This window comes from Amycolatopsis sp. 2-15, assembly GCF_030285625.1.
Classification (GTDB): Bacteria; Actinomycetota; Actinomycetes; order Mycobacteriales; family Pseudonocardiaceae; genus Amycolatopsis; species Amycolatopsis carbonis.
On the sequence record NZ_CP127294.1, the window covers coordinates 899179 to 917225 of the forward strand.

At 70.3% G+C, this 18047-nt stretch carries 18 protein-coding genes and 4 tRNA genes; 9 read left to right on the forward strand and 13 right to left on the reverse strand.

Annotated features, from left to right (window positions below; genetic code table 11):
* Positions 1-62: 62 nt before the first annotated feature.
* The 3 genes from nusG to QRX50_RS04415 form a co-directional block, all read right to left on the reverse strand.
* On the reverse strand, positions 63-974 hold the full coding sequence (gene nusG, locus QRX50_RS04405; protein WP_285970691.1) for a transcription termination/antitermination protein NusG: 912 nt from the start codon (positions 972-974) through the stop codon (positions 63-65).
* 76 nt (positions 975-1050) lie between these two features.
* Positions 1051-1485, reverse strand: coding sequence for a preprotein translocase subunit SecE (secE, locus tag QRX50_RS04410; RefSeq protein ID WP_285970692.1), 435 nt, complete (start codon positions 1483-1485; stop codon positions 1051-1053).
* Positions 1486-1517: 32 nt separating this feature from the next.
* Positions 1518-1590 (reverse strand) — tRNA-Trp (locus QRX50_RS04415).
* Positions 1591-2048: 458 nt separating this feature from the next.
* On the opposite strand from QRX50_RS04415, the gene QRX50_RS04420 reads away from it, so the two are divergent.
* The gene (locus QRX50_RS04420) at positions 2049-2954 is read left to right on the forward strand and encodes a TIGR03619 family F420-dependent LLM class oxidoreductase (protein ID WP_285970693.1); all 906 of its coding nucleotides are present in this window, start codon (positions 2049-2051) and stop codon (positions 2952-2954) included.
* Between the two features lie 56 nt (positions 2955-3010).
* Positions 3011-3913, forward strand: coding sequence for an SGNH/GDSL hydrolase family protein (locus QRX50_RS04425; RefSeq protein ID WP_285970694.1), 903 nt, complete (start codon positions 3011-3013; stop codon positions 3911-3913).
* Between the two features lie 40 nt (positions 3914-3953).
* Here the strand turns inward: QRX50_RS04425 and QRX50_RS04430 are convergent, their stop codons facing one another.
* The 6 genes from QRX50_RS04430 to QRX50_RS04455 form a co-directional block, all read right to left on the reverse strand.
* On the reverse strand, positions 3954-4352 hold the full coding sequence (locus QRX50_RS04430) for a MaoC family dehydratase (RefSeq protein ID WP_285970695.1): 399 nt from the start codon (positions 4350-4352) through the stop codon (positions 3954-3956).
* Complete coding sequence (locus tag QRX50_RS04435; RefSeq protein ID WP_285970696.1) at positions 4349-4798, reverse strand: MaoC family dehydratase N-terminal domain-containing protein; 450 nt, start codon at positions 4796-4798, stop codon at positions 4349-4351. Before QRX50_RS04435 ends, QRX50_RS04430 begins: the two co-directional genes overlap by 4 nt.
* Positions 4799-4954: 156 nt before the next feature.
* Positions 4955-5119 carry a 50S ribosomal protein L33 gene (rpmG, locus tag QRX50_RS04440; protein ID WP_020668467.1) on the reverse strand — a complete coding sequence of 55 codons (165 nt, stop codon included), beginning with the start codon at positions 5117-5119 and terminating at the stop codon, positions 4955-4957.
* Positions 5120-5286: 167 nt separating this feature from the next.
* Positions 5287-5359: transfer RNA gene (locus QRX50_RS04445), tRNA-Met, on the reverse strand.
* A 51-nt stretch (positions 5360-5410) separates the two neighbouring features.
* Positions 5411-5483, reverse strand: a tRNA-Thr gene (locus QRX50_RS04450).
* 78 nt (positions 5484-5561) lie between these two features.
* Positions 5562-8195, reverse strand: coding sequence for a putative bifunctional diguanylate cyclase/phosphodiesterase (locus tag QRX50_RS04455; RefSeq protein WP_285970697.1), 2634 nt, complete (start codon positions 8193-8195; stop codon positions 5562-5564).
* A gap of 252 nt (positions 8196-8447) precedes the next feature.
* Between QRX50_RS04455 and QRX50_RS04460 the strand changes: the two genes are divergently transcribed.
* The 5 genes from QRX50_RS04460 to lon all read left to right on the forward strand — a co-directional run bounded on the left by QRX50_RS04460 (position 8448) and on the right by lon (position 15157).
* Positions 8448-9386 carry a GNAT family N-acetyltransferase gene (locus QRX50_RS04460; RefSeq protein ID WP_285970698.1) on the forward strand — a complete coding sequence of 313 codons (939 nt, stop codon included), beginning with the start codon at positions 8448-8450 and terminating at the stop codon, positions 9384-9386.
* A gap of 315 nt (positions 9387-9701) precedes the next feature.
* Complete coding sequence (locus tag QRX50_RS04465; protein WP_285970699.1) at positions 9702-10067, forward strand: MFS transporter; 366 nt, start codon at positions 9702-9704, stop codon at positions 10065-10067.
* Between the two features lie 32 nt (positions 10068-10099).
* The gene (locus tag QRX50_RS04470) at positions 10100-10948 is read left to right on the forward strand and encodes an SAM-dependent methyltransferase (RefSeq protein WP_285970700.1); all 849 of its coding nucleotides are present in this window, start codon (positions 10100-10102) and stop codon (positions 10946-10948) included.
* On the forward strand, positions 10945-11781 hold the full coding sequence (locus QRX50_RS04475) for an SAM-dependent methyltransferase (protein ID WP_285970701.1): 837 nt from the start codon (positions 10945-10947) through the stop codon (positions 11779-11781). Before QRX50_RS04470 ends, QRX50_RS04475 begins: the two co-directional genes overlap by 4 nt.
* 973 nt (positions 11782-12754) lie before the next feature.
* Positions 12755-15157: an endopeptidase La gene (lon, locus tag QRX50_RS04480; protein WP_285970702.1), complete on the forward strand. Its 2403-nt coding sequence runs from the start codon at positions 12755-12757 to the stop codon at positions 15155-15157.
* 45 nt (positions 15158-15202) lie between these two features.
* Here the strand turns inward: lon and QRX50_RS04485 are convergent, their stop codons facing one another.
* Complete coding sequence (locus QRX50_RS04485) at positions 15203-15487, reverse strand: MSMEG_0570 family nitrogen starvation response protein (protein WP_285970703.1); 285 nt, start codon at positions 15485-15487, stop codon at positions 15203-15205.
* A 122-nt stretch (positions 15488-15609) separates the two neighbouring features.
* The gene (locus QRX50_RS04490; protein ID WP_285970704.1) at positions 15610-15990 is read right to left on the reverse strand and encodes a hypothetical protein; all 381 of its coding nucleotides are present in this window, start codon (positions 15988-15990) and stop codon (positions 15610-15612) included.
* A gap of 115 nt (positions 15991-16105) precedes the next feature.
* Between QRX50_RS04490 and QRX50_RS04495 the strand changes: the two genes are divergently transcribed.
* Positions 16106-16528 (forward strand): TIGR03667 family PPOX class F420-dependent oxidoreductase, encoded by a 423-nt coding sequence (locus QRX50_RS04495; protein WP_285970705.1) that lies wholly within the window; start codon positions 16106-16108, stop codon positions 16526-16528.
* A gap of 39 nt (positions 16529-16567) precedes the next feature.
* Here QRX50_RS04495 and QRX50_RS04500 read toward each other — a convergent pair.
* Positions 16568-16649: transfer RNA gene (locus QRX50_RS04500), tRNA-Tyr, on the reverse strand.
* Between the two features lie 128 nt (positions 16650-16777).
* On the opposite strand from QRX50_RS04500, the gene QRX50_RS04505 reads away from it, so the two are divergent.
* Entirely contained in the window at positions 16778-17269 is a 492-nt protein-coding gene (locus QRX50_RS04505; RefSeq protein ID WP_285970706.1) for a YajQ family cyclic di-GMP-binding protein, read from the forward strand.
* On the opposite strand, the gene QRX50_RS04510 is transcribed toward QRX50_RS04505, so the two are convergent.
* Positions 17260-17946, reverse strand: coding sequence for a helix-turn-helix transcriptional regulator (locus tag QRX50_RS04510; protein ID WP_285970707.1), 687 nt, complete (start codon positions 17944-17946; stop codon positions 17260-17262). The genes QRX50_RS04505 and QRX50_RS04510 overlap by 10 nt on opposite strands.
* Between the last annotated feature and the right edge of the window lie 101 nt (positions 17947-18047).

Below are 18047 nucleotides of genomic sequence, written 5' to 3' on the forward strand. Positions count from 1 at the left end.
CTGACGTGAGTCCCCCGCACACCTGCCAGTACGCGGGGACTGCCGGTCGGTATTCCCGACCGTCAGATCTTGGAGACCTGGGTGAACGAGAGCTCGACCGGGGTCTCCCGGCCGAAGATCGACACCAGGACCTTCAGCTTCTGTCCGTCGACGTTGACCTCGGAGATCGTCGCGGGCAGCGTGGCGAACGGGCCGTCCATGACGGTGACCGACTCGCCGACCTCGAAGTCGACCTCGACGGCGCCGCCACCGGACGGCGTGGACGCCGCGGCGGCCTCGCCCTTGCCGGCCTTCGCCGGGGCTTCCTTCTCGACCTGCGGCGCGAGGAACTTCAGCACCTCGTCCACGGTGAGCGGCGACGGGCGCGAGGTCGCGCCGACGAACCCGGTGACGCCCGGCGTGTTGCGCACCGCGCTCCACGAGGCGTCGTTCAGGTCCATCCGGACCAGGATGTAACCGGGCAGCACCTTGCGCTGCACCTGCTTGCGCTGGCCGTTCTTGATCTCGGTGACCTCTTCGGTCGGAACCTCGATCTGGAAGATGTAGTCCTCGACGTCCAGCGTCGTGGTGCGGGTCTCGAGGTTGGTCTTGACCTTGTTCTCGTACCCGGCGTAGCTGTGCACGACGTACCACTCGCCGGGCGCGGCCATCAGCTCGGCGCGCAGCGCGGCGACGGGGTCGTCGGACTCGGCGGCCGGCTCGGACTCGACGGCGGCCGCGTCGGCTTCGTCGGCCACGGCGTCGGCTTCGCTGTCGTCAGCCGCTTCGGCGTCGTCGGCCTCATCGGCTTCGGTGTCCGAGGCCTCGGCGTCGTCAGCGCTGTCTTCGACGGCTGCGTCGACCTCTTCGCCGGCGTCGGGCACCTCGACGGGCTCGAGGTGAGCGGACTCCTCGTCGCCGAGTGCCGCGTGCACCTGCTCGTCTGAAAGCTCGGTCAGGTCGCGACCGGCTCCTGTGCCGTTGTCGGAGGTCACGTTCCGTCCTCTCAGTTGATCACTTGCCGGGCTCGGGCAGGCCCCGCGCGGCGCACGGTGGCACGCCTCTTCGGCGTCAGCCGAAGACCAGCCCGATGACCTGCTTGAAGGCCAGGTCGAGGCCGCTCACGAGGGCCACCATGAACACCACGAACACCAGCACGACCGCGGTGTAGGTGACCATCTGCTTGCGGTTGGGCCAGATGACCTTGCGCAGCTCCGCCCAGACCTCGCGGACGAACCGCATGATCCGCGCGAAAACCGACGCCTTCTTCGGCTTCTGGTCCCGCTTCGGGGTCGGCGCACCCTTGGCGTCGGCGGGCTTCGCGACCTTGTCGCCCGCCTTGCCGGACGGCCTGGTGCCACCCGAACGCGCCTCGGACTTGCCGGACGGGCGGGCGGAAGCGCGGCGCTCACGCCGAGCCGCGGCGGTCGCCGGGCGGGACTCGACCCCGGGCTTCTCGCCCGACGTGTCCTGCTCGTGCTCGCCGCTGGCGTCGCTGTCGCTCACGACCACTCCTCCGCTCCACCAGTACCCGTACGCAGGGGTGACAGGACTTGAACCTGCAACCTGCGGTTTTGGAGACCGCTGCTCTGCCAATTGAGCTACACCCCTGTGGAACCTGGTCACCCAGGCTCCGGAGGACGCATTCCATCATCCCCACCATCCGGCGGAGATGACCGTAGTGCGTTCCGAGTTCCGAAGTCTACGGCAAGCCGGATCGAGGCCCGCAACCGCGCCCCCCTCGTTGGTCGGGCGCCCTCGCACCGACCCCCGGCACCCTGCTCCAGCCCGCCGGGAACGTGACCGGCGGGCGCCGCCGGGCCGTGCCAGGATGGCCGCATGCGCCCGTCCGCGATTAATCGGGAAACTACCATCCGCGCGGTGGTCAACGCCGATTCCATGGTCGTTCATCCCATACTCGCGAGGCACTTCGGAAGCCGCCGGAAAACCTTGCCGCACCGGGGAAATTCCGGCGCCCCGGCGGAGAACCCGATAATCCCCAGCGAGGTCGCCGGTTCGGCGCGTGATCTTCGTTCTCCCGCAAGGAAAGTCGTCCCCGAGGAGGCCCGGTGACCGTGTTGCGACTAGGACTCGCCCTGCCGCAGTACGGCAAGCTCGCCGACCCCACTGCCATTGCCGGATTCGCCGCCGCGGCCGAAGAGCTCGGTTACGCTTCGCTGTGGGTCGGTGACCGAGTGCTCACCCCGCTCGAGCCCTCGGACCTGTACCCGGGAGGCGGGACGCCGGAGCGCCCGTACCCGCCGGAGTTCATCCACTTCGTTGACCCGATCGTCGCGCTGACAGCCGCCGCCGGCGCCACGAAGACCGCACGGCTGGGCATGAGCACGCTCTCGGCGCCCGTCTACGCGCCCGTCCTGCTCGCCCGGACGCTCACGTCGCTCGACCTGCTCTCCGGCGGCCGCCTCGACGCCGGGTTCGGTCTCGGCTGGCTGCGTGACGAGTACACCGCCGCCGGCGTGCCGTGGGCCGGGCGCGGCGGACGCCTCGACGAGCTGATCGAGGTCCTGCGCACGCTCTGGACCGCCGACCCCGCCGGCCACGACGGCGCGCGCTGGCAGATCCCCGAGTCGCACGTCGGCCTGCGGCCGGCGCAGAACCCGCACCCGCCGATCCTGCTCGGCGGCATGTCCGAACGCGCCCTGCGCCGCGTCGGCGCGAGCGCCGACGGCTGGCTCCCGACGCTGCTGCCCGCGCACTACCTGCGCCGGATGTGGGCGGTGATCGCCGACGCGGCCACCGCAGCCGGCCGCGACCCGGCGACGCTGCGGCGTCCGCTGCGCGTCAACCCACGCGAGGGCACGCCCGTGGTGACCGTGACCGACCTCGCGTCGGCACTGAAGGGTGCCGCCGACGAGGGGTTCACCGAGGCGTTCGTGGACCTGCACTACATCGCCGACGGCGTCGAGCACGCGCTGGAGCTGGCCGACCAGTTGCGCGCCGCCGTCGACCGGTAGGGGTCTCACCCGGATACCCGTCGTCACGCGGGGCCGCGAGCTGTAGAAACGATCAGGTGGCGGCGAAGAAGAGCGGCGGATGCGGGTTGCTGATCCTGGTGGTCGTGGTCGCGCTGCTCGGGGTGGGGTACTACAAGTCGAAACACGGGTCGTCGACCGAGCCGCCGGCCGGCGCCGGCACCGGGGGCGGCACCGGCCGCTACGTGGCGCTCGGCGACTCGTACACCTCCGCGCCGCGCACGGGGAAGGCGGCAGGCACGCCCGCGGGCTGCGACCGTTCGGACAACAACTACCCGCACCTGGTGGCCGCGAAGATCAAGCCCGCGCAGTTCGTGGACGTCAGCTGCAGCGGCGCCACCACAGCCGACCTCACGGACTCCCAGTCGACCCACAACGGTACGAACCCGCCGCAGCTGGACTCCGTGACGTCGGCGACCACGCTGGTGACCCTGGGCATCGGGGGCAACGACGTCGGGTTCATCGCGCTGGCCCCCAGCTGCGCCACCTCGCACCGCGACGGCGCGCCCTGCCACGACCGGCTCACCGCGGGCGGACACGACCAGCTCTCCGACCGCATCGACGCCGTGGCGGGCAAGCTCGGCGCCGTGCTCGACAAGATCCACGCCCAGGCGCCGAAGGCCCGGGTGGTCGTGGTCGGCTACCCCACCGTGCTGCCCGACGGCGACGGCTGCTGGCCCGCGATCCCCGTCGGTTCCGGCGATGTCGCGTACTTGCGTGATTCGCTGAAGCACCTTGACGACGTGCTCGAAGAGCAGGCCAAGACCCACGACGCGGGCTACGCCGACACGGCCGGGCCGAGCAAGGGCCACGACGTGTGCACGAGCTCGGGCACACGCTGGGTGGAGGGCCTGGTGCCGACCTCGGCCGCGGCCCCGCTGCACCCCAACGCGCGGGGTGAAGCGGGGATGGCGACGGCCGTCGAGTCGGTGGTGAGCTGAGCGCAACCAACGCCACGTTGGGGTGCTTGGGGCCAGGGGCTCAGGCGCGGATGAGCGCCTGCGGCTTGCCCAGCACGGTCTTGCCGTCGAACTTCACAACCAGGTCGAGGCGGGCGACGCCGTCTTCGGAGATCGCGCCGACCTTGCCCGTCATCTCCACGAGGGCGCCCTCGGCGTCGTCGGGGACGGCGACGGGGCGGGTGAAGCGGGCGCTGAAGTCCAGCAGGCGCGAGGGGTCGCCGAGCCAGTCGGTGACGACGCGGCCGGCCAGGGCCATGGTGAGCATGCCGTGGGCGATCACGTCGGGCAGGCCGACTTCCTTGGCGAAGCGCTCGTTCCAGTGGATCGGGTTGAAGTCCAGCGCGGCGCCCGCGTAGCGGACCAGCTGCTCGCGCGTGACGCGCACCTGCAGCGAGGGCAGTTCGTCGCCGACGTTCACGCGTCCTCCCCTCGCACCACGAGCTGCGCGCGGGTGGTGCAGACCAGCTTGCCGTCGGCGTCGGTGATCCGGGCGCTGACGTTGATGAAGTCGTTGCCGGCGCGGGCCATGATGTTCTCGATGGTCGCGCCGATCTCCAGCACGTCGCCCGCGTGCACGGGGCGCTCGTAGGTGAAGCCCTGGTCGCCGTGGACCATGCGCGAGTAGTCGAGCCCGAGCTCCGGGTCGGCCACGATCCCGTTGACCTTGGGCAGGTTCAGGAGCGTGAGGAATGTCGGGGGCGCGACCACGTCCGGGAAACCGGCCGCGCGGGCCGCCTCCGGGTCGCGGTAGATCGGGTTGGGGTCCCCGATCGCCTCGGCGAACTCGAGGATCTTCTCGCGGCTCACCGCGTACTTTCCGGCGGGCGGATAGCTCCGCCCGGCGAACGACTGGTCCAAAGGCACCCGCTGAGGCTAGCCGACCCGAGCCGGTTGCCCGAGGGGTCCCCGGACCTGCTCCGAACCTGCCCTGAACTGGCCCTGATCTGGCCCTGAACAGCGAAAAGCCGCCCCGGCGCTGGGCCGGGACGGCTGTTCGAAGCTGGACGAGAACCGCTAACGTCAGCGGGTCTCTTTGTGAGTCCGGTGCGTACCGCAGTTCGGGCAGAACTTCTTCATCTCCAAGCGGTCCGGGTCGTTGCGCCGGTTCTTCTTGGTGATGTAGTTGCGGTGCTTGCACTCCTCGCACGCCAGCGTGATCTTGGGTCGCACGTCGGTGGCAGCCACAGCGTTTCCTTCTCTCTCAGTACCGAACCCGCACCCTCGCCGCTAGCCGCACGGCGCGGGGGTCCAGGGGGCTTGCCCCCTGGCGGGGGTCTGGGGGTTCGACCCCCAGGGTTCAAGCGGAGCGGCTGTGGCTCGCGCGTTCTGCGAGCACAATCCCCTCAGCTGCGTAGCGGTGGCCGGACTTGAACCGGCGACACAGCGATTATGAGCCGCTTGCTCTGCCAACTGAGCTACACCGCCCTTACATGACCCAAGCCGCGACACGCTTACGTGACGCGGCTAGCGGTCGAGAGCCCCTTTACGGAATCGAACCGTAGACCTTCTCCTTACCATGGAGACGCTCTGCCGACTGAGCTAAAGGGGCCTGCCTCTGTGAGGACTTGGAAAGATTAGCAAGGGGGTTCACCCGGCCGTGCACGAGGGGTCCCCTTTGCACAAAACCTCAGGTCAGCAGGGTCAAGACCGTCTCCGAGTGCCGGCCCGGCGACCGCGCCGTACGGGCCTGCAGCCAGGCCTCCAGCCGGTCCTCGGGCAGCGGCCGTGAGATCAAGTACCCCTGGGCAACGTCACACCCCATCGCCTCCAGCTGGTCGCGCGCGACGTCCTCTTCGACGCCCTCCGCGACCACCGTGAGGCCCAGCGAGTGACCCAGCTCGACGATCGAGCGCACCACGGCGAGGTCGCCGAGGTCGGTGCCCATGCCGAGCACGAAGCTCTTGTCGATCTTCACCTGGTCCACCGGCAGCTGCCGCAGGTACGCGAGTGACGAGTAGCCCGTGCCGAAGTCGTCCACGGCCAGCACGATGCCCAGCGAGTGCAGCTCGCGCAGGATCGGCAGGGCCTTCTGCGGGTCGGACATCACGCCGGACTCGGTGAGCTCGAACGTGAGCAGCTCGGGGGGCACGTCGTAGCGCTCCAGCTCGCGCTGGACCTTCGCCGGGAAGTCCTCGTCCGCCAGGTTGCGCACGGACAGGTTCACCGCGGCGGAGATGCGCAGGCCCTCGTCGAGCCACTTGCGCACGCGCTTGAGCGACGCCTCCAGCACGAACGACGTCAGCACCCCGATGAGGCCGGCCGCCTCGATGGCGGGCACGAACTCGTCGGGGCCGAGCCGGCCGAACTCCGGGTGCACCCAGCGCACGAGCGCCTCGACACCCTGCACCTGACGATTCGGCAGCGTGATCTTCGGCTGGTAGTGCACGGACACGTGCCCGTCCTCCAGCGACTGCCGGAACTGCGTCACCATCTGGAAGCGGCGCAGGAAGATCTGACCCATGCTCGGCACGTAGCCGCGCACTTCTTCGCCGCCGCGGGTGGCGCGGACGGCGACGTCCGCGCGCTGCAGCAGGCCGTCGACGTCCACGGGCTCGCCGCCGTCCTCGGTGGAGGTGGTGGCGTAGCCGATCATCGCGTTGGCCTCGACCGAAAGCCGGTCGACGGGGTAGGGCGCCGAGAGCTGCACGCGCAGGCGTTCGGCCGCGGCGTGGGCGTTTTCCGGCGTGCAGCCCACGAGCAGGGCGGCGAACGACGCGCCCTCCAGCCGGGCGAGCGGCACGTCCGGGCCCAGTGCGTCGCGGATCCGGCGGCCGGCGGCGATCACCATGCGGTCGGCCCACGAGTAGCCAAGGGCGTCGCTGACGGTGGAGAACACGTCGAGGTCGATGCGCAGCACCACGGCGTTGGCGAAGTCGCGCAGCGGCTCCTTGGCGACCTGCTGGAAGCCCGGCCGGTTGAGGTGGCCGGTGAGCGGGTCGTGGTAGGCGTCGTGGCGCAGGGTCGCGAGCAGGCGCCGGTTGTCGAGCGACGTCGCGAGGTGGCTGGCCATCGTGCCGAGCAGCTGCACGTCGTACTTGCCGAAGCCGCGCCAGCGGGAGAGCCGGTCGTGGGCCTCGACGACGCCGAGTAGCTGGTTGGCGCTGCGCAGCGGCACCACGAGCGCCTCCTGCGCGCCGCGGTTGAGCAGCGCCGCGCGGACGTCGGGGTTGGCTTCGGTGATGCGGAAGTGGCGCACGTGGGCGCCGGGCAGGCGCTGCAGCGGGTCGTCGGCGTTCGGGTCGACGGGCGGCAGCTCGTCGCCGGCGACGACCACGCGCATGGTGTCCTTGGCTTCCAGTCGCAGCCGCAGCACGACGCGGCCGGCGGCCAGCTGGTCCTTGATCCGCTCGGCGATCGTGGCCCACTCGCGCACGTCGACGCCGCCCACGAGCTCGTCGGCGCGCCCGGCCGGACGCGCGGCCGCCTGCTGGCCCGAGCGCGCGACCATGAGGCTCACGTCGGACAGCGCCTCCATGTCCCGCTGCTCGCGCAGCAGGTCGGAGTAGGCCCAGTACAGCGCGGTCAGCCCGAGGAACACGGCCAGCACCAACGGCCACGCCTGCGGGGTGTTCGCGATCACGAGGTAGCCGCTCAGGCCCACCGACGCGTTCACGAAGCCCACCACGAGGATGCGGCCGGTGAGGCGGATGGCGGTGCTCACGCGCATGCGACGGCGCAGCACGCGCACGGCGGCCAGCGCCAGCAACGTGCTGACCAGCGGCGCGGTGAGCGTGCCCGCCAGCGCGGCGACCCACGGCATGGCCTCGCCGCCGCCCACGGCCTGCTTCACGAGACCGGCGACGGCGAACGCGCCCGTGATCTCGAGCAGGAACGCGCCGGCGTTGTAAAGGACGCGCCCGGCGACCTTGCGGGCCAGCAGCGTGCCGATGCCCGCGACCAGGTGCGCGGCCAGCACGACCTCGAACGGAGCAACGAAGAAACCGATTACCAGCGGAATTTCTGTGAACGAGATCGTCCACGAAATGCCGCTTCGGACGTCGACGTTGATGCCCAGCTGTTCGGCGAGCAGGAACGCGAGCGCCAGCACTGGTCCGATCCACCAGAGCTTGGCAGAGCCGTGAAAAGGTAACCAGGAACCGACCGCGAACGCGGTGATCAGACCCAGGCCGAGGACGGCGAAGGTGTATATGCGGAACCGGCGTTCGTCCGTGCGGGCCTCGGTGAAGGTCCCGGAAACGGCGCCCCCCTTGGCCTGTTTCGCCGCTGGGGCGGCATCAGGCCTGCCGTTGCTGTCCGGCATCCGACCTTCCTTCCCGGCTGCCCACCGGTCGCGCTCGTCAGTGACGTCAGGTGTGGACAAGGGCCATACCGTACCCCGGAGGGCGTACCCGTGTCCCTTTCGAGACAGTAGGAGATCACCCCAGGGTTAACAATGGGCTTGTGGCGCTGACCTGCGTGGACCAAGGAGTGAAACTCCCCGTTCGTGCCTGATTCGGCGGCCCAGGGTGTGTTCAGGGGTTCTGCCGAGTCCAGCGGGGCGACAATGAAAGACATGCACAACGACGTGACAGCCACCGGGCACGCGGCGCGGATCGCCACGGTGGACGCGCTGCTCCCCGCGCCCCTCCCCTTCGAAGTCCACGACGACGCCACCCTCCTGTCGGCGCAGGTCGGCGACACGACGGCCGCCGGTCTGGCCACCAGCACCGAGCTCGGCCCCGACAGCTCCCAGTCCATCTGGCGCGCCCTGACCGAGCACCGGCTCGAGGTCCAGCTTGCCGGTCCGGACCCCGCCGCCGGCCTCGACGCGTTGCTCACTCGATGGGATGAACACCTGTCGACCATCGCCCGTCCGGGGGATCCCGAGTGCTCGGCCGTGGTCTCCCGGCCCAGCCGGGACACCGCCGGCGTGACCGAAATGCTGCGCCACGGCTTCGCCCCCGTCGGCGTGATCGCCGTCCGCCCGGCCCAGCGCATGGCCGCCTCGGGCCCCACGACGACCCCCGGCGTCTGCATCCGCCACGCCACGCCGGACGACCTCGAAACCGCCGTGCACCTCATGCTCGAACTCCAGCGCTACGACGCGCAGTTCGGCCGCGTGACGGTGCGGCCGGGCATCGACGAGCTCGTGGGCAAGGAGCTCCTGCGGTTGCTGGAGCGCCCGGAGCCGCAGGTGTGGATCGCCGAGCTGTACGGGCAGGCGCTCGGCCTGGCCGTGCTGCAGATGCCCGACGAGACGGCCTGGATCCAGCACCGCGTGGCGGCTTCGCGGATCGGGTACCTGTCTTCGCTGGCCGTCGCGGAGGCCGCGCGGTCGGCGGGTGTGGGTACGGCGCTGGCGGCCCACGCGCACCAGGTGTTCGACGAGGCCGGTGCGGATGTCGTGCTGCTGCACACGGCGGTGCTGAACCCGCGGTCGACGCCGTTTTGGTACGCGCAGGGGTATCGGCCGCTGTGGACGGGGTGGCAGCGGAGGCCTGCGGTCCGCTAGCTCAGCTGGCCCATGGCGTGGTGGTGGACGAGTGGGAGGAAGAGCTCGTCCACCGGGCTGCGGAGGCTTTCGGCATCAGGCGCAGGTGGTCACGCAGCCAAGGGCCCCAGTTGTCCACAAGTCGGTTTGGCTGTGGACAACTCGATCTTCAGCCAGGATTCGAGCCAGGGTGGCGGCAAAGGCACCGATCGAGCAACGACCGAGCCTGCCGCCCAGTGGGCTGCGGGATCACGCCGATCGCGGCAACGCGGAGCTGCGGGATGATCCTCGCGCTGCAGGGTGTGGGATCGCTGCTGACGCGGTGGGTCGGCGCAGTTGTGGACCGCGTCGGCGCGCGTGATCGCGGTTGCCGGGATCGCCGGTTGTGCGGCCGCGACGGTGCCCGTCGTGTTCGCCGGGGCGTCGATGAGCTTCGTGGTGCGCGGCAGGGCGTTGAGCGTGGCCGACATCGCGATCACGCCGGCGTTCACGTGGCTGCCCCGGGAGGACGTGCCGTCGGGATCGGCCGTGGTGCGGCTGGTGCACCAGCTCGGCGGTTCGGCCGGCACGGCGGTGCTCGCGTCGATCGCCGCCTCGGGTGCGTTCCGCCCGGCGTTCCTGCTGAGTGGGGTGCTCGCGTTCGTCGCGCTCTTCCCCGCGTTCTTCCTCGGCCGTCGGAAGATCGTCGCCGCTGCTCGCTAGGCTTGGCCTTCGGCGACGAGGGGAGTTCCGACGTGAGCGAGCAGCCGGCGTCCGCACCGAAGGCGCCCGAGGGCGTGGACACCGAGAAGCCCTCGGCGGCGCGGATCTACGACTGGTACCTCGGCGGCACGCAGAACTGGGCCGTCGACCGCGAGTTCGGCCGGCGCGTGGAGCAGCAGTGGCCGCTGGTGCGGCCGGGCGCGAAGCAGAACCGCGAGTTCATGAACCGCACGGTGCGCGCCGCGCTGAAGGCGGGGATCCGGCAGTTCATCGACCTCGGCTCGGGGGTGCCGACGGCCGGCAACGTCCACGAGGTCATCGAGGCCGAACTGGACGACGACGACCGCGCGACCGTGTTGTACGTGGACTACGAGCCCGTGGCCGTGGCCCACGCGACGCTGATCCTCGAAGAGGAGGCCGCCACCGACTGGGCCGGCATCCTGCAGGCCGACATGCGCGACCCCAAGTCGGTGCTGCACTCGCCGACCACCCGCGAGTTCATCGACTTCGGCAAGCCCGTGTGCCTGCTGATGATGGCGGTGCTGCACTTCGTCGGCCCGGACGACGACCCCGAGGGCCTCGTCAAGGTCTACCGCGACGCGCTCGCGCCGGGCAGCTGGCTGTCGATCTCGCAGATGAGCGAGGGCGACGGCGACGGCCCGGCACTCGAAGGCCTGCGTTGGTTCGTGGAGCAGTACCGCAAGACCAGCAACCCCGTCTGGATGCGCGATCGCGACGACATCGTGCCGTTCTTCGGTGGCTGGCCGTTGCTGGAGCCGGGGATCGTGCACCTGCCGGACTGGCGGCCGGAGCGGGAGCTGAACGCGGTGGAGGCCGAGGCCAGACCGTTCGCGTGGTGCGGGGTCGCGGAGAAGCCGTGACCGCGCCGGACGCGCCGGCCGGGGTGGACGTCGAGAAGCCGTCGGCCGCGCGTGTCTACGACTGGTACCTCGGTGGTTCGCAGAACTGGGCCGTCGACCGCGAGTTCGGCCGGCGCGTGGAGAAGGTGTGGCCGCTGATCCGGCCCATCTCGCGGCAGAACCGGGCGTTCATGAACCGCGTGGTGCGCGCCGCGCTCGACGCCGGGATCCGGCAGTTCGTGGACCTCGGCTCGGGTGTGCCGACGGCGGGGAACGTCCACGAGATCGTGCGCGAGCGGCTGCCGGCCGACGAGCGCGCGTCCGTCGTGTACGTGGACTACGAGCCGGTGGCCGCCGCGCACTCGCGCGTGATCCTCGAACGCGAGCACGCGAGCGACTGGGCCGGCCTCGTGCAGCGCGACATCCGCGACCCGAAGGCGCTGTTCGCCGACGAGACCACGCGACGGCTGGTGGACTGGTCCGAGCCCGTGTGCCTGCTGATGATCACCGTGCTGCACTTCATCGGCCCCGACGACGACCCCGACGGGCTCATGGCGACCTACCGCGCGAAGCTCGCCCCCGGCTCGTGGCTGGCCGTGACGCACGGCACGTGCCGCGACGACGCGCCGCCGGACCGCGCTGCCGAAGTGAAGTCCTTCATCGACGCCTACCGCGACACGTCCAACCCCGCCTACCTGCGCTCGGACGCCGAGATCCGGCCGTGGTTCGGCGGCTGGCCCCTGCTGGATCCGGGCCTGTCCGCACTGCCGGACTGGCGGCCGGACCGGCCGGTGTCGGCGCTGGAGGCGGAGACGCGGCCGTTCGCGTGGTGCGGGGTGGCGGAGAAGCCGTGACCGGGCCCACGTACCCCTGACCTGCGCAGGTGCCGTCGCCGTGGGGCCGGGCGCGACGAACCCGGCTTCGACGGGGGCTGGCCTGCGGTTGCATCGGCACCACCGGATCCCACCCGGCTGCCAACAGGGGCCGGTCGTGGGCCAGGGCATCGCCGGGTTACGGGGTCCCACGCTTCCGCCTCGCTGATGCGACGTCGGTACGTCTTGAGCCATTCCGTCGCCGTGCTCGCACACTCGGGATCCCCGGATTCGATCGCGAGCCGGAACGCCGAGATGACCTCCTCACGTGGTTGTGAGGTTCCCCAGAGCATCAACGCGAGACCGAGCGCCGCGTTCGGGGCCAGGTCTCGGCCGCCCGAGCGAATCGTTTCCTCGAAGGCGCCGCGAGCGGCGCTTATCCCGGGGAGGCTCGAGTACCGCGCGCCGATCAGGTCACCGATGTGGACACACGCCTGGCCGACGGCGGCCGATTCGGCCGTGGCCGCCAGCCGCACCGCGTCGCGGAACGCCTCGTGCGAGCGCGACCCGACCCGACCCGACCCGACCTGCCCCGACCTGACGTGCAGTACCCACAGGTGCAGCGCCGCCTTGAGCCCGTCATGAGTGTCAGAGGAGTCCACGACAAGCTGGAAAGCAACGTTCGCACCGCGCACATCACCTGCCGCCGCCCGAAGCCGGCCCAGTTCAGTCAGTTCCCGGGTCTCACGCAGCCGTGCGAGCCAGAGTCGCATAACCATCATGGGGTCAAGAACTACTACCGGGTTCGCGGGACAGGTCCCATCGTGGCCTCAACCGGACACGCTGCCCGCCACCAGCACGGACCGCGCTGGGGGGGTCGCACAGCCGCCGTGACCGGGCCCACGTACCCCTGACCTGCGCAGATGCCTGATCGCTGCCAGCGAACACTCCTCGGGAAACAAACCCGCCCCACAGATAGTTGAGCAAGGCAGACTCAACTAATCGAGGAGTGCACATGTCAGATCCCCGCCTCCTGCCCGTTCTCCCGCTCGATGACGACGTCGTGCTGCCGGGCATGGTGGTCCCGCTCGACCTCACCGACGCCGAGACCCGGGGCGCAGTGGAGTCCGCTCAGGCCAAGACGCCCGCGACGGCGTCGTTCCCCGGCATCCGCTCCGGCGCGGCCACCAAGGCCGAAGTGCTGATCGTCCCCCGCATCCACGGCGAGTACGCCGAGATGGGCACGGTCGCCACCGTCGAGCGCATCGGCCGGGTTCCCGGCGGCAAGGCCGCCGTTCTGCTGCGCGGCACCGGCCGCGCCGTGGTGGGCCGCATCGCGGACGGTCCCGGCGCCGCGCGCTGGGTCCACGCCGACGAGGCCACCGAGTTCACCGACGACCGCTCCACGCAGCTCGCGTCGGAGTACAAGGCCGTGGTCATCTCGCTGCTCCAGCAGCGTGGTGGCTGGCAGATGATCGACGCTGTCCAGCAGGTCGAAGAGCCCTCCGCGATCGCGGACTTGTCGGGCAACGCGCCGTACCTGGCCACGGAGCAGAAGATCGAGCTGCTCACCACGCTCGACGTGAGCAAGCGGCTCGAGAGGGCCATGGAGTGGAGCAAGGAGTACCTCGCCGAGCTCGAAGTGACCGACACCATCCGCAAGGACGTCCAGGAGGGCATGGACAAGCAGCAGAAGGAATTCCTGCTGCGCCGCCAGCTCGAGGCGATCCGCAAGGAGCTCGGTGAGCTCGACGGCACCGCCGAGGACGACGACTACCGCGCCCGCGTCGAGGCCGCCGACCTGCCCGACAACGTGAAGAAGGCCGCGCTGGCCGAGGTCGACAAGCTGGAGCGCACCTCCGAGCAGTCGCCCGAGGGCGGCTGGATCCGGACCTGGCTCGACACCGTCCTGGAGCTGCCCTGGAACGAGCGCACCGAGGACGTCTACGACATCGCCGCCGCGCGCGCCGTGCTCGACGCGGACCACGCGGGCCTCGACGACGTCAAGGAACGCATCATCGAGTACTTGGCCGTGCGCAAGCGCCGCGCGGAGTCGGGGCTCGGCCCGGTCGGCGGACGCCGTTCGGGTGCCGTGCTCGCCCTCGCGGGCCCTCCCGGGGTCGGCAAGACGTCGCTGGGCGAGTCCGTGGCGAAGGCCATGGGACGCAAGTTCGTGCGCGTCGCCCTCGGTGGCATCCGGGACGAGGCGGAGATCCGCGGGCACCGGCGTACGTACGTCGGCGCGCTGCCGGGCCGCATCGTGCGGGCCATCAAGGAGGCCGGCTCGATGAACCCGGTCGTGCTGCTCGACGAGATCGACAAGGTCGGCGCCGACTACCGCGGCGACCCGACGGCCGCCCTGCTGGAGGTGCTGGACCCGGAGCAGAACCACACGTTCCGTGACCACTACCTCGAGGTGGAGCTCGACCTGTCCGACGTCGTGTTCCTCGCGACGGCCAACGCGCTGGAGACCATCCCCGGCCCGCTGCTCGACCGCATGGAGCTCGTCACCCTCGACGGCTACACCGAGCACGAGAAGGTGACGATCGCCCGTGACCACCTGCTCCCGCGCGAGCTGGAGCGCGCCGGCCTCACGACCGGCGACGTGGTGATCACCGACGCGGCGTTCAGCCGGATCGCCGCCGAGTACACCCGCGAGGCGGGCGTGCGCGACGTGAACCGGACGATCGCCAAGCTGCTGAGGAAGATCGCGACGAAGGTGGCTCTGGACGAGGCCGCGCTGCCGGTTTCCCTGGACGCGGCCGACCTGGAGACCTACCTGGGCCGCCCGCGCCACGTGCCGGAGTCCTCGCTGCCGACCTCGACCCAGCGCACGTCCATTCCGGGCGTCGCAACGGGTCTGGCCGTGACCGGCGCCGGCGGTGACGTGCTCTACATCGAGGCGTCGCTGGCCGACCCGGAGAGCGGCTCGACGGGCCTTCAGCTCACCGGCCAGCTCGGCGAAGTGATGAAGGAGTCGGTGCAGATCGCGCTCTCGTACCTGCGCTCGCACGGCGCGGAGCTCGAACTGCCCGTCAGCGATCTGAAGGACCGCGGCATCCACGTCCACGTCCCCGCGGGCGCGGTGCCGAAGGACGGCCCCTCGGCCGGCGTCACCATGACGACGGCTCTGGCCTCGCTGCTGTCCGGCCGCGTGGTTCGCGCGGACGTGGCGATGACCGGCGAGGTCTCGTTGACCGGCCGCGTGCTGCCGATCGGTGGCGTGAAGCAGAAGCTGCTCGCCGCCCACCGGGCCGGGATGAAGACGGTGATCATCCCGCAGCGCAACGAGCCGGACCTGGACGACGTGCCGGCGGAGGTGCTGTCGCAGCTGGATGTGCACGCTGTGGCGAACGTCCGTGAGGTGCTGGAGCTGGCGTTGACGCCTGCTTCTTCGGAGGTTCCGCAGGCTGCGTGAGTGGTTGCGTGACTGGCCCCCGTTTCCGTTGGGAACGGGGGCTTTTCACTGTTCGAAGCCCTCCACGACCACTTGTTCTTCTCGGCCTCGGAAAGCTCCCGCTCGCCGCTCGATGTCGGCGAGCTGCGCCGCCGCCCGTAAGCACGGGAAGCCGAACCGCGCGAGCACCCGCTCCGACGCGAGCGTCAACGCCGCCCGCGACCGCTCGACGAACTCCGCGACGGGGTACGCCTCCCCAGCGGTGAAGTGCTCTTCGACCACAGTGGACGGTGAGTAGCACCGCTGCACCGAGGAATCCGGCCAGCGCACTCGGAACACGACCTCGGGCATGAGTCCTCCTCGATGTTGCGTCGAGTGGACAGCACGCACGTTTCGCTGGTGTTGCGTGAAGGCGGGTGTGTGAGGAGGGCGACAGTGTTCAATCGGCACTCCCTCCCCAGGCGCCGTGATGCCTACGTCGCCTCGACGCGGCCGAGCATGGAGCCGAGTTTGGTGAGGGCGTAGTAGATGTCGATGTCGATCACGACCTGGCGGTGGCGCTCCAGCGATTCCGGCAGGCGGGCGAGCAGGGTGGGCGCGGTGGCGGGGTCGAGGAGGAGCTCGTCGAGCCGCGACTGGCCGCCGAGGGCGTCGATGAGGGCTTGGACGTCCCAGTCGTCCCAGGCCTCGTAGGTGGGGTCCTCGACGTCCACGTCGGACGGCACCGCCGCGCGGCACACGTAGATCATGAGGTGGTCGAACTCGTCGAGGGCGCCGGCGTGGGCGTCGTGCCAGCCCGGCGGCGGTGCGGGGAAGCTGCTGCGGAACGAATGGAACCCGATGACCTCGCCCATGTCCGGAAGTCTGCCATCCCACCCGGGTGTGAATCCCCTGGTCCGGCGTTTGATCACCCGAAATTGTCGGACGTCGCCGTTAGCCTCACGGGGCACCCACTGTGGAGGGACCGCTGTGGAACTTACGACGCACCTGCCACTCGCCGATCGCGAACGGGTCGAGGCGCGGCTGGACCACAACCTGATGGCGTGGCTCTCCACCGTGCGCCCGGACGGGCAGCCGGTCACCGTGCCCGTGTGGTTCCTCGCGCGCGACGACGAGACCTTCCTTCTCTACAGCCGCCCCGGCACGGCGAAGCTGCGCAACATCGCCAGCAACCCGAAGGTCAGTCTGGTGCTCGACGTCACCGACGTCGGCCGCAACGTCGTACGGATCGAAGGCCTGGCCGCGCCCGCGACGGCCCCGCCGGCCGACCGGAACCCCGAGTACCTAGCCAAGTACACCGAGCGCATCGCGGCACTGTTTGACACGCCTGAGCGATTCGCGGAGTTGTTCTCCGTCGCGGTGGTGGTGACCCCGACGAAGCTGAGCACCTAGCAAAGAACAAACCCTCGCGAATCTTCGCGAGGGTTGGTGTGGCAGGTGAGGGATTCGAACCCCCGAAGGCTGAGCCGTCTGATTTACAGTCAGATCCCTTTGGCCGCTTGGGTAACCTGCCATGGCCGGGTGACCGGCCGCGTAGAAGGATACCCAACCGCCCGACGCGCCGATCAACCGGGGACCCCACCAGGGTGACAGGGGCTAGGCTGGTGGCCCCTGACGAGCGAGTACGAGGTGTGAGGACACGTGGCGGATCCCTCTTTCGACGTGGTGAGCAAGGTCGACCGCCAGGAGGTGGACAACGCGCTGAACCAGGCGAGCAAGGAGCTGGGCACGCGGTTCGACTTCCGCGGCACGGGCACGACCATCGACTGGGCCGGCGAGGAAGCGCTCACGATCGAGTCGGAGACCGAGGAGCGGGCGCTCGCCGCCGTGGAGGTCTTCAAGGAGAAGTTGATCAAGCGCAACATCTCGCTGAAGGCGTTCGAAGCCGGCGAGCCCGCGCTGTCCGGCAAGATCTACAAGATCGGCGGCAAGATCCTGCAGGGCATCGCGTCGGACAAGGCGAAGCAGATCGCCAAGTTCATCCGCGACGAAGGCCCGAAGGGCGTCCAGGCCCAGATCCAGGGCGACCAGCTGCGGGTGTCGGGCAAGAAGAAGGACCAGCTGCAGGACGTGATCGCGTTGCTGAAGGGCAAGGACTTCGAGATCGCGTTGCAGTTCACGAACTACCGCTGAGCCGACCTCACGAACTGCGTCGGCGTCATGCCGTAGCGCGATTTGAACGCGCGGATGAAATGGCTGCTGTCCGCGAACTGCCAGCGTGCCGCGACCTCGGACACCGTGACGTGCGAGGTGAGGTCCAGGCGGGCCCGCTCGAGGCGGCGACGGCGGACGTAGGCGCCGAGCGGTTCGCCCGTCGCGGACAAGGCGCGCTGCAGGGTGCGGGACGAGACGTTCAGGCGCGCGGCCACCACGGCGGGGCTGAGCTCCGGGTCGGCCGGCAGTGAGTCGGCGAGGTCGCGCGCGGCGGCGGCCAGGGTGGGGGCGAGCTGGGGCTCCGTGGCGTCCACGTGGCCGCACACGACGCCGCGCGTGAGCTCCACCAGGGCGGCGCGCGCGGCCTGCAGGCCGGCCGGGCCGAGGGTGTCGACGGACGCCTCGATGGCGCGGGTCTGGGCCACGAGCAGGCGAAGCTCGGGCGCCTCGACACTGCCGGCCACGTGCCGGTCGGCCGGATAAGGGCGCAGGGGCTCCACGGGCAGCTGCAGGACCAGCGCCGTGGTGCGCGGCTCGACCTCGAACGTCCACGAGGGATCGTTGAGCCGCACGATGAACTGTCCACCAGAAACGGTCGTGGTGGTACGGCGCGGGCCGGTGAAGCGCCACTCGCCGTGGCGGACGATGCGGAGCACGACCCGGTTGTTGAGTGGTTGAAGTCACCGCCCGTGCCGCCGGCGACGGACTCGCTGTAGAGGCGCTCGATGACGGCGTCGTCCACTTTGGCGTGGCGGAT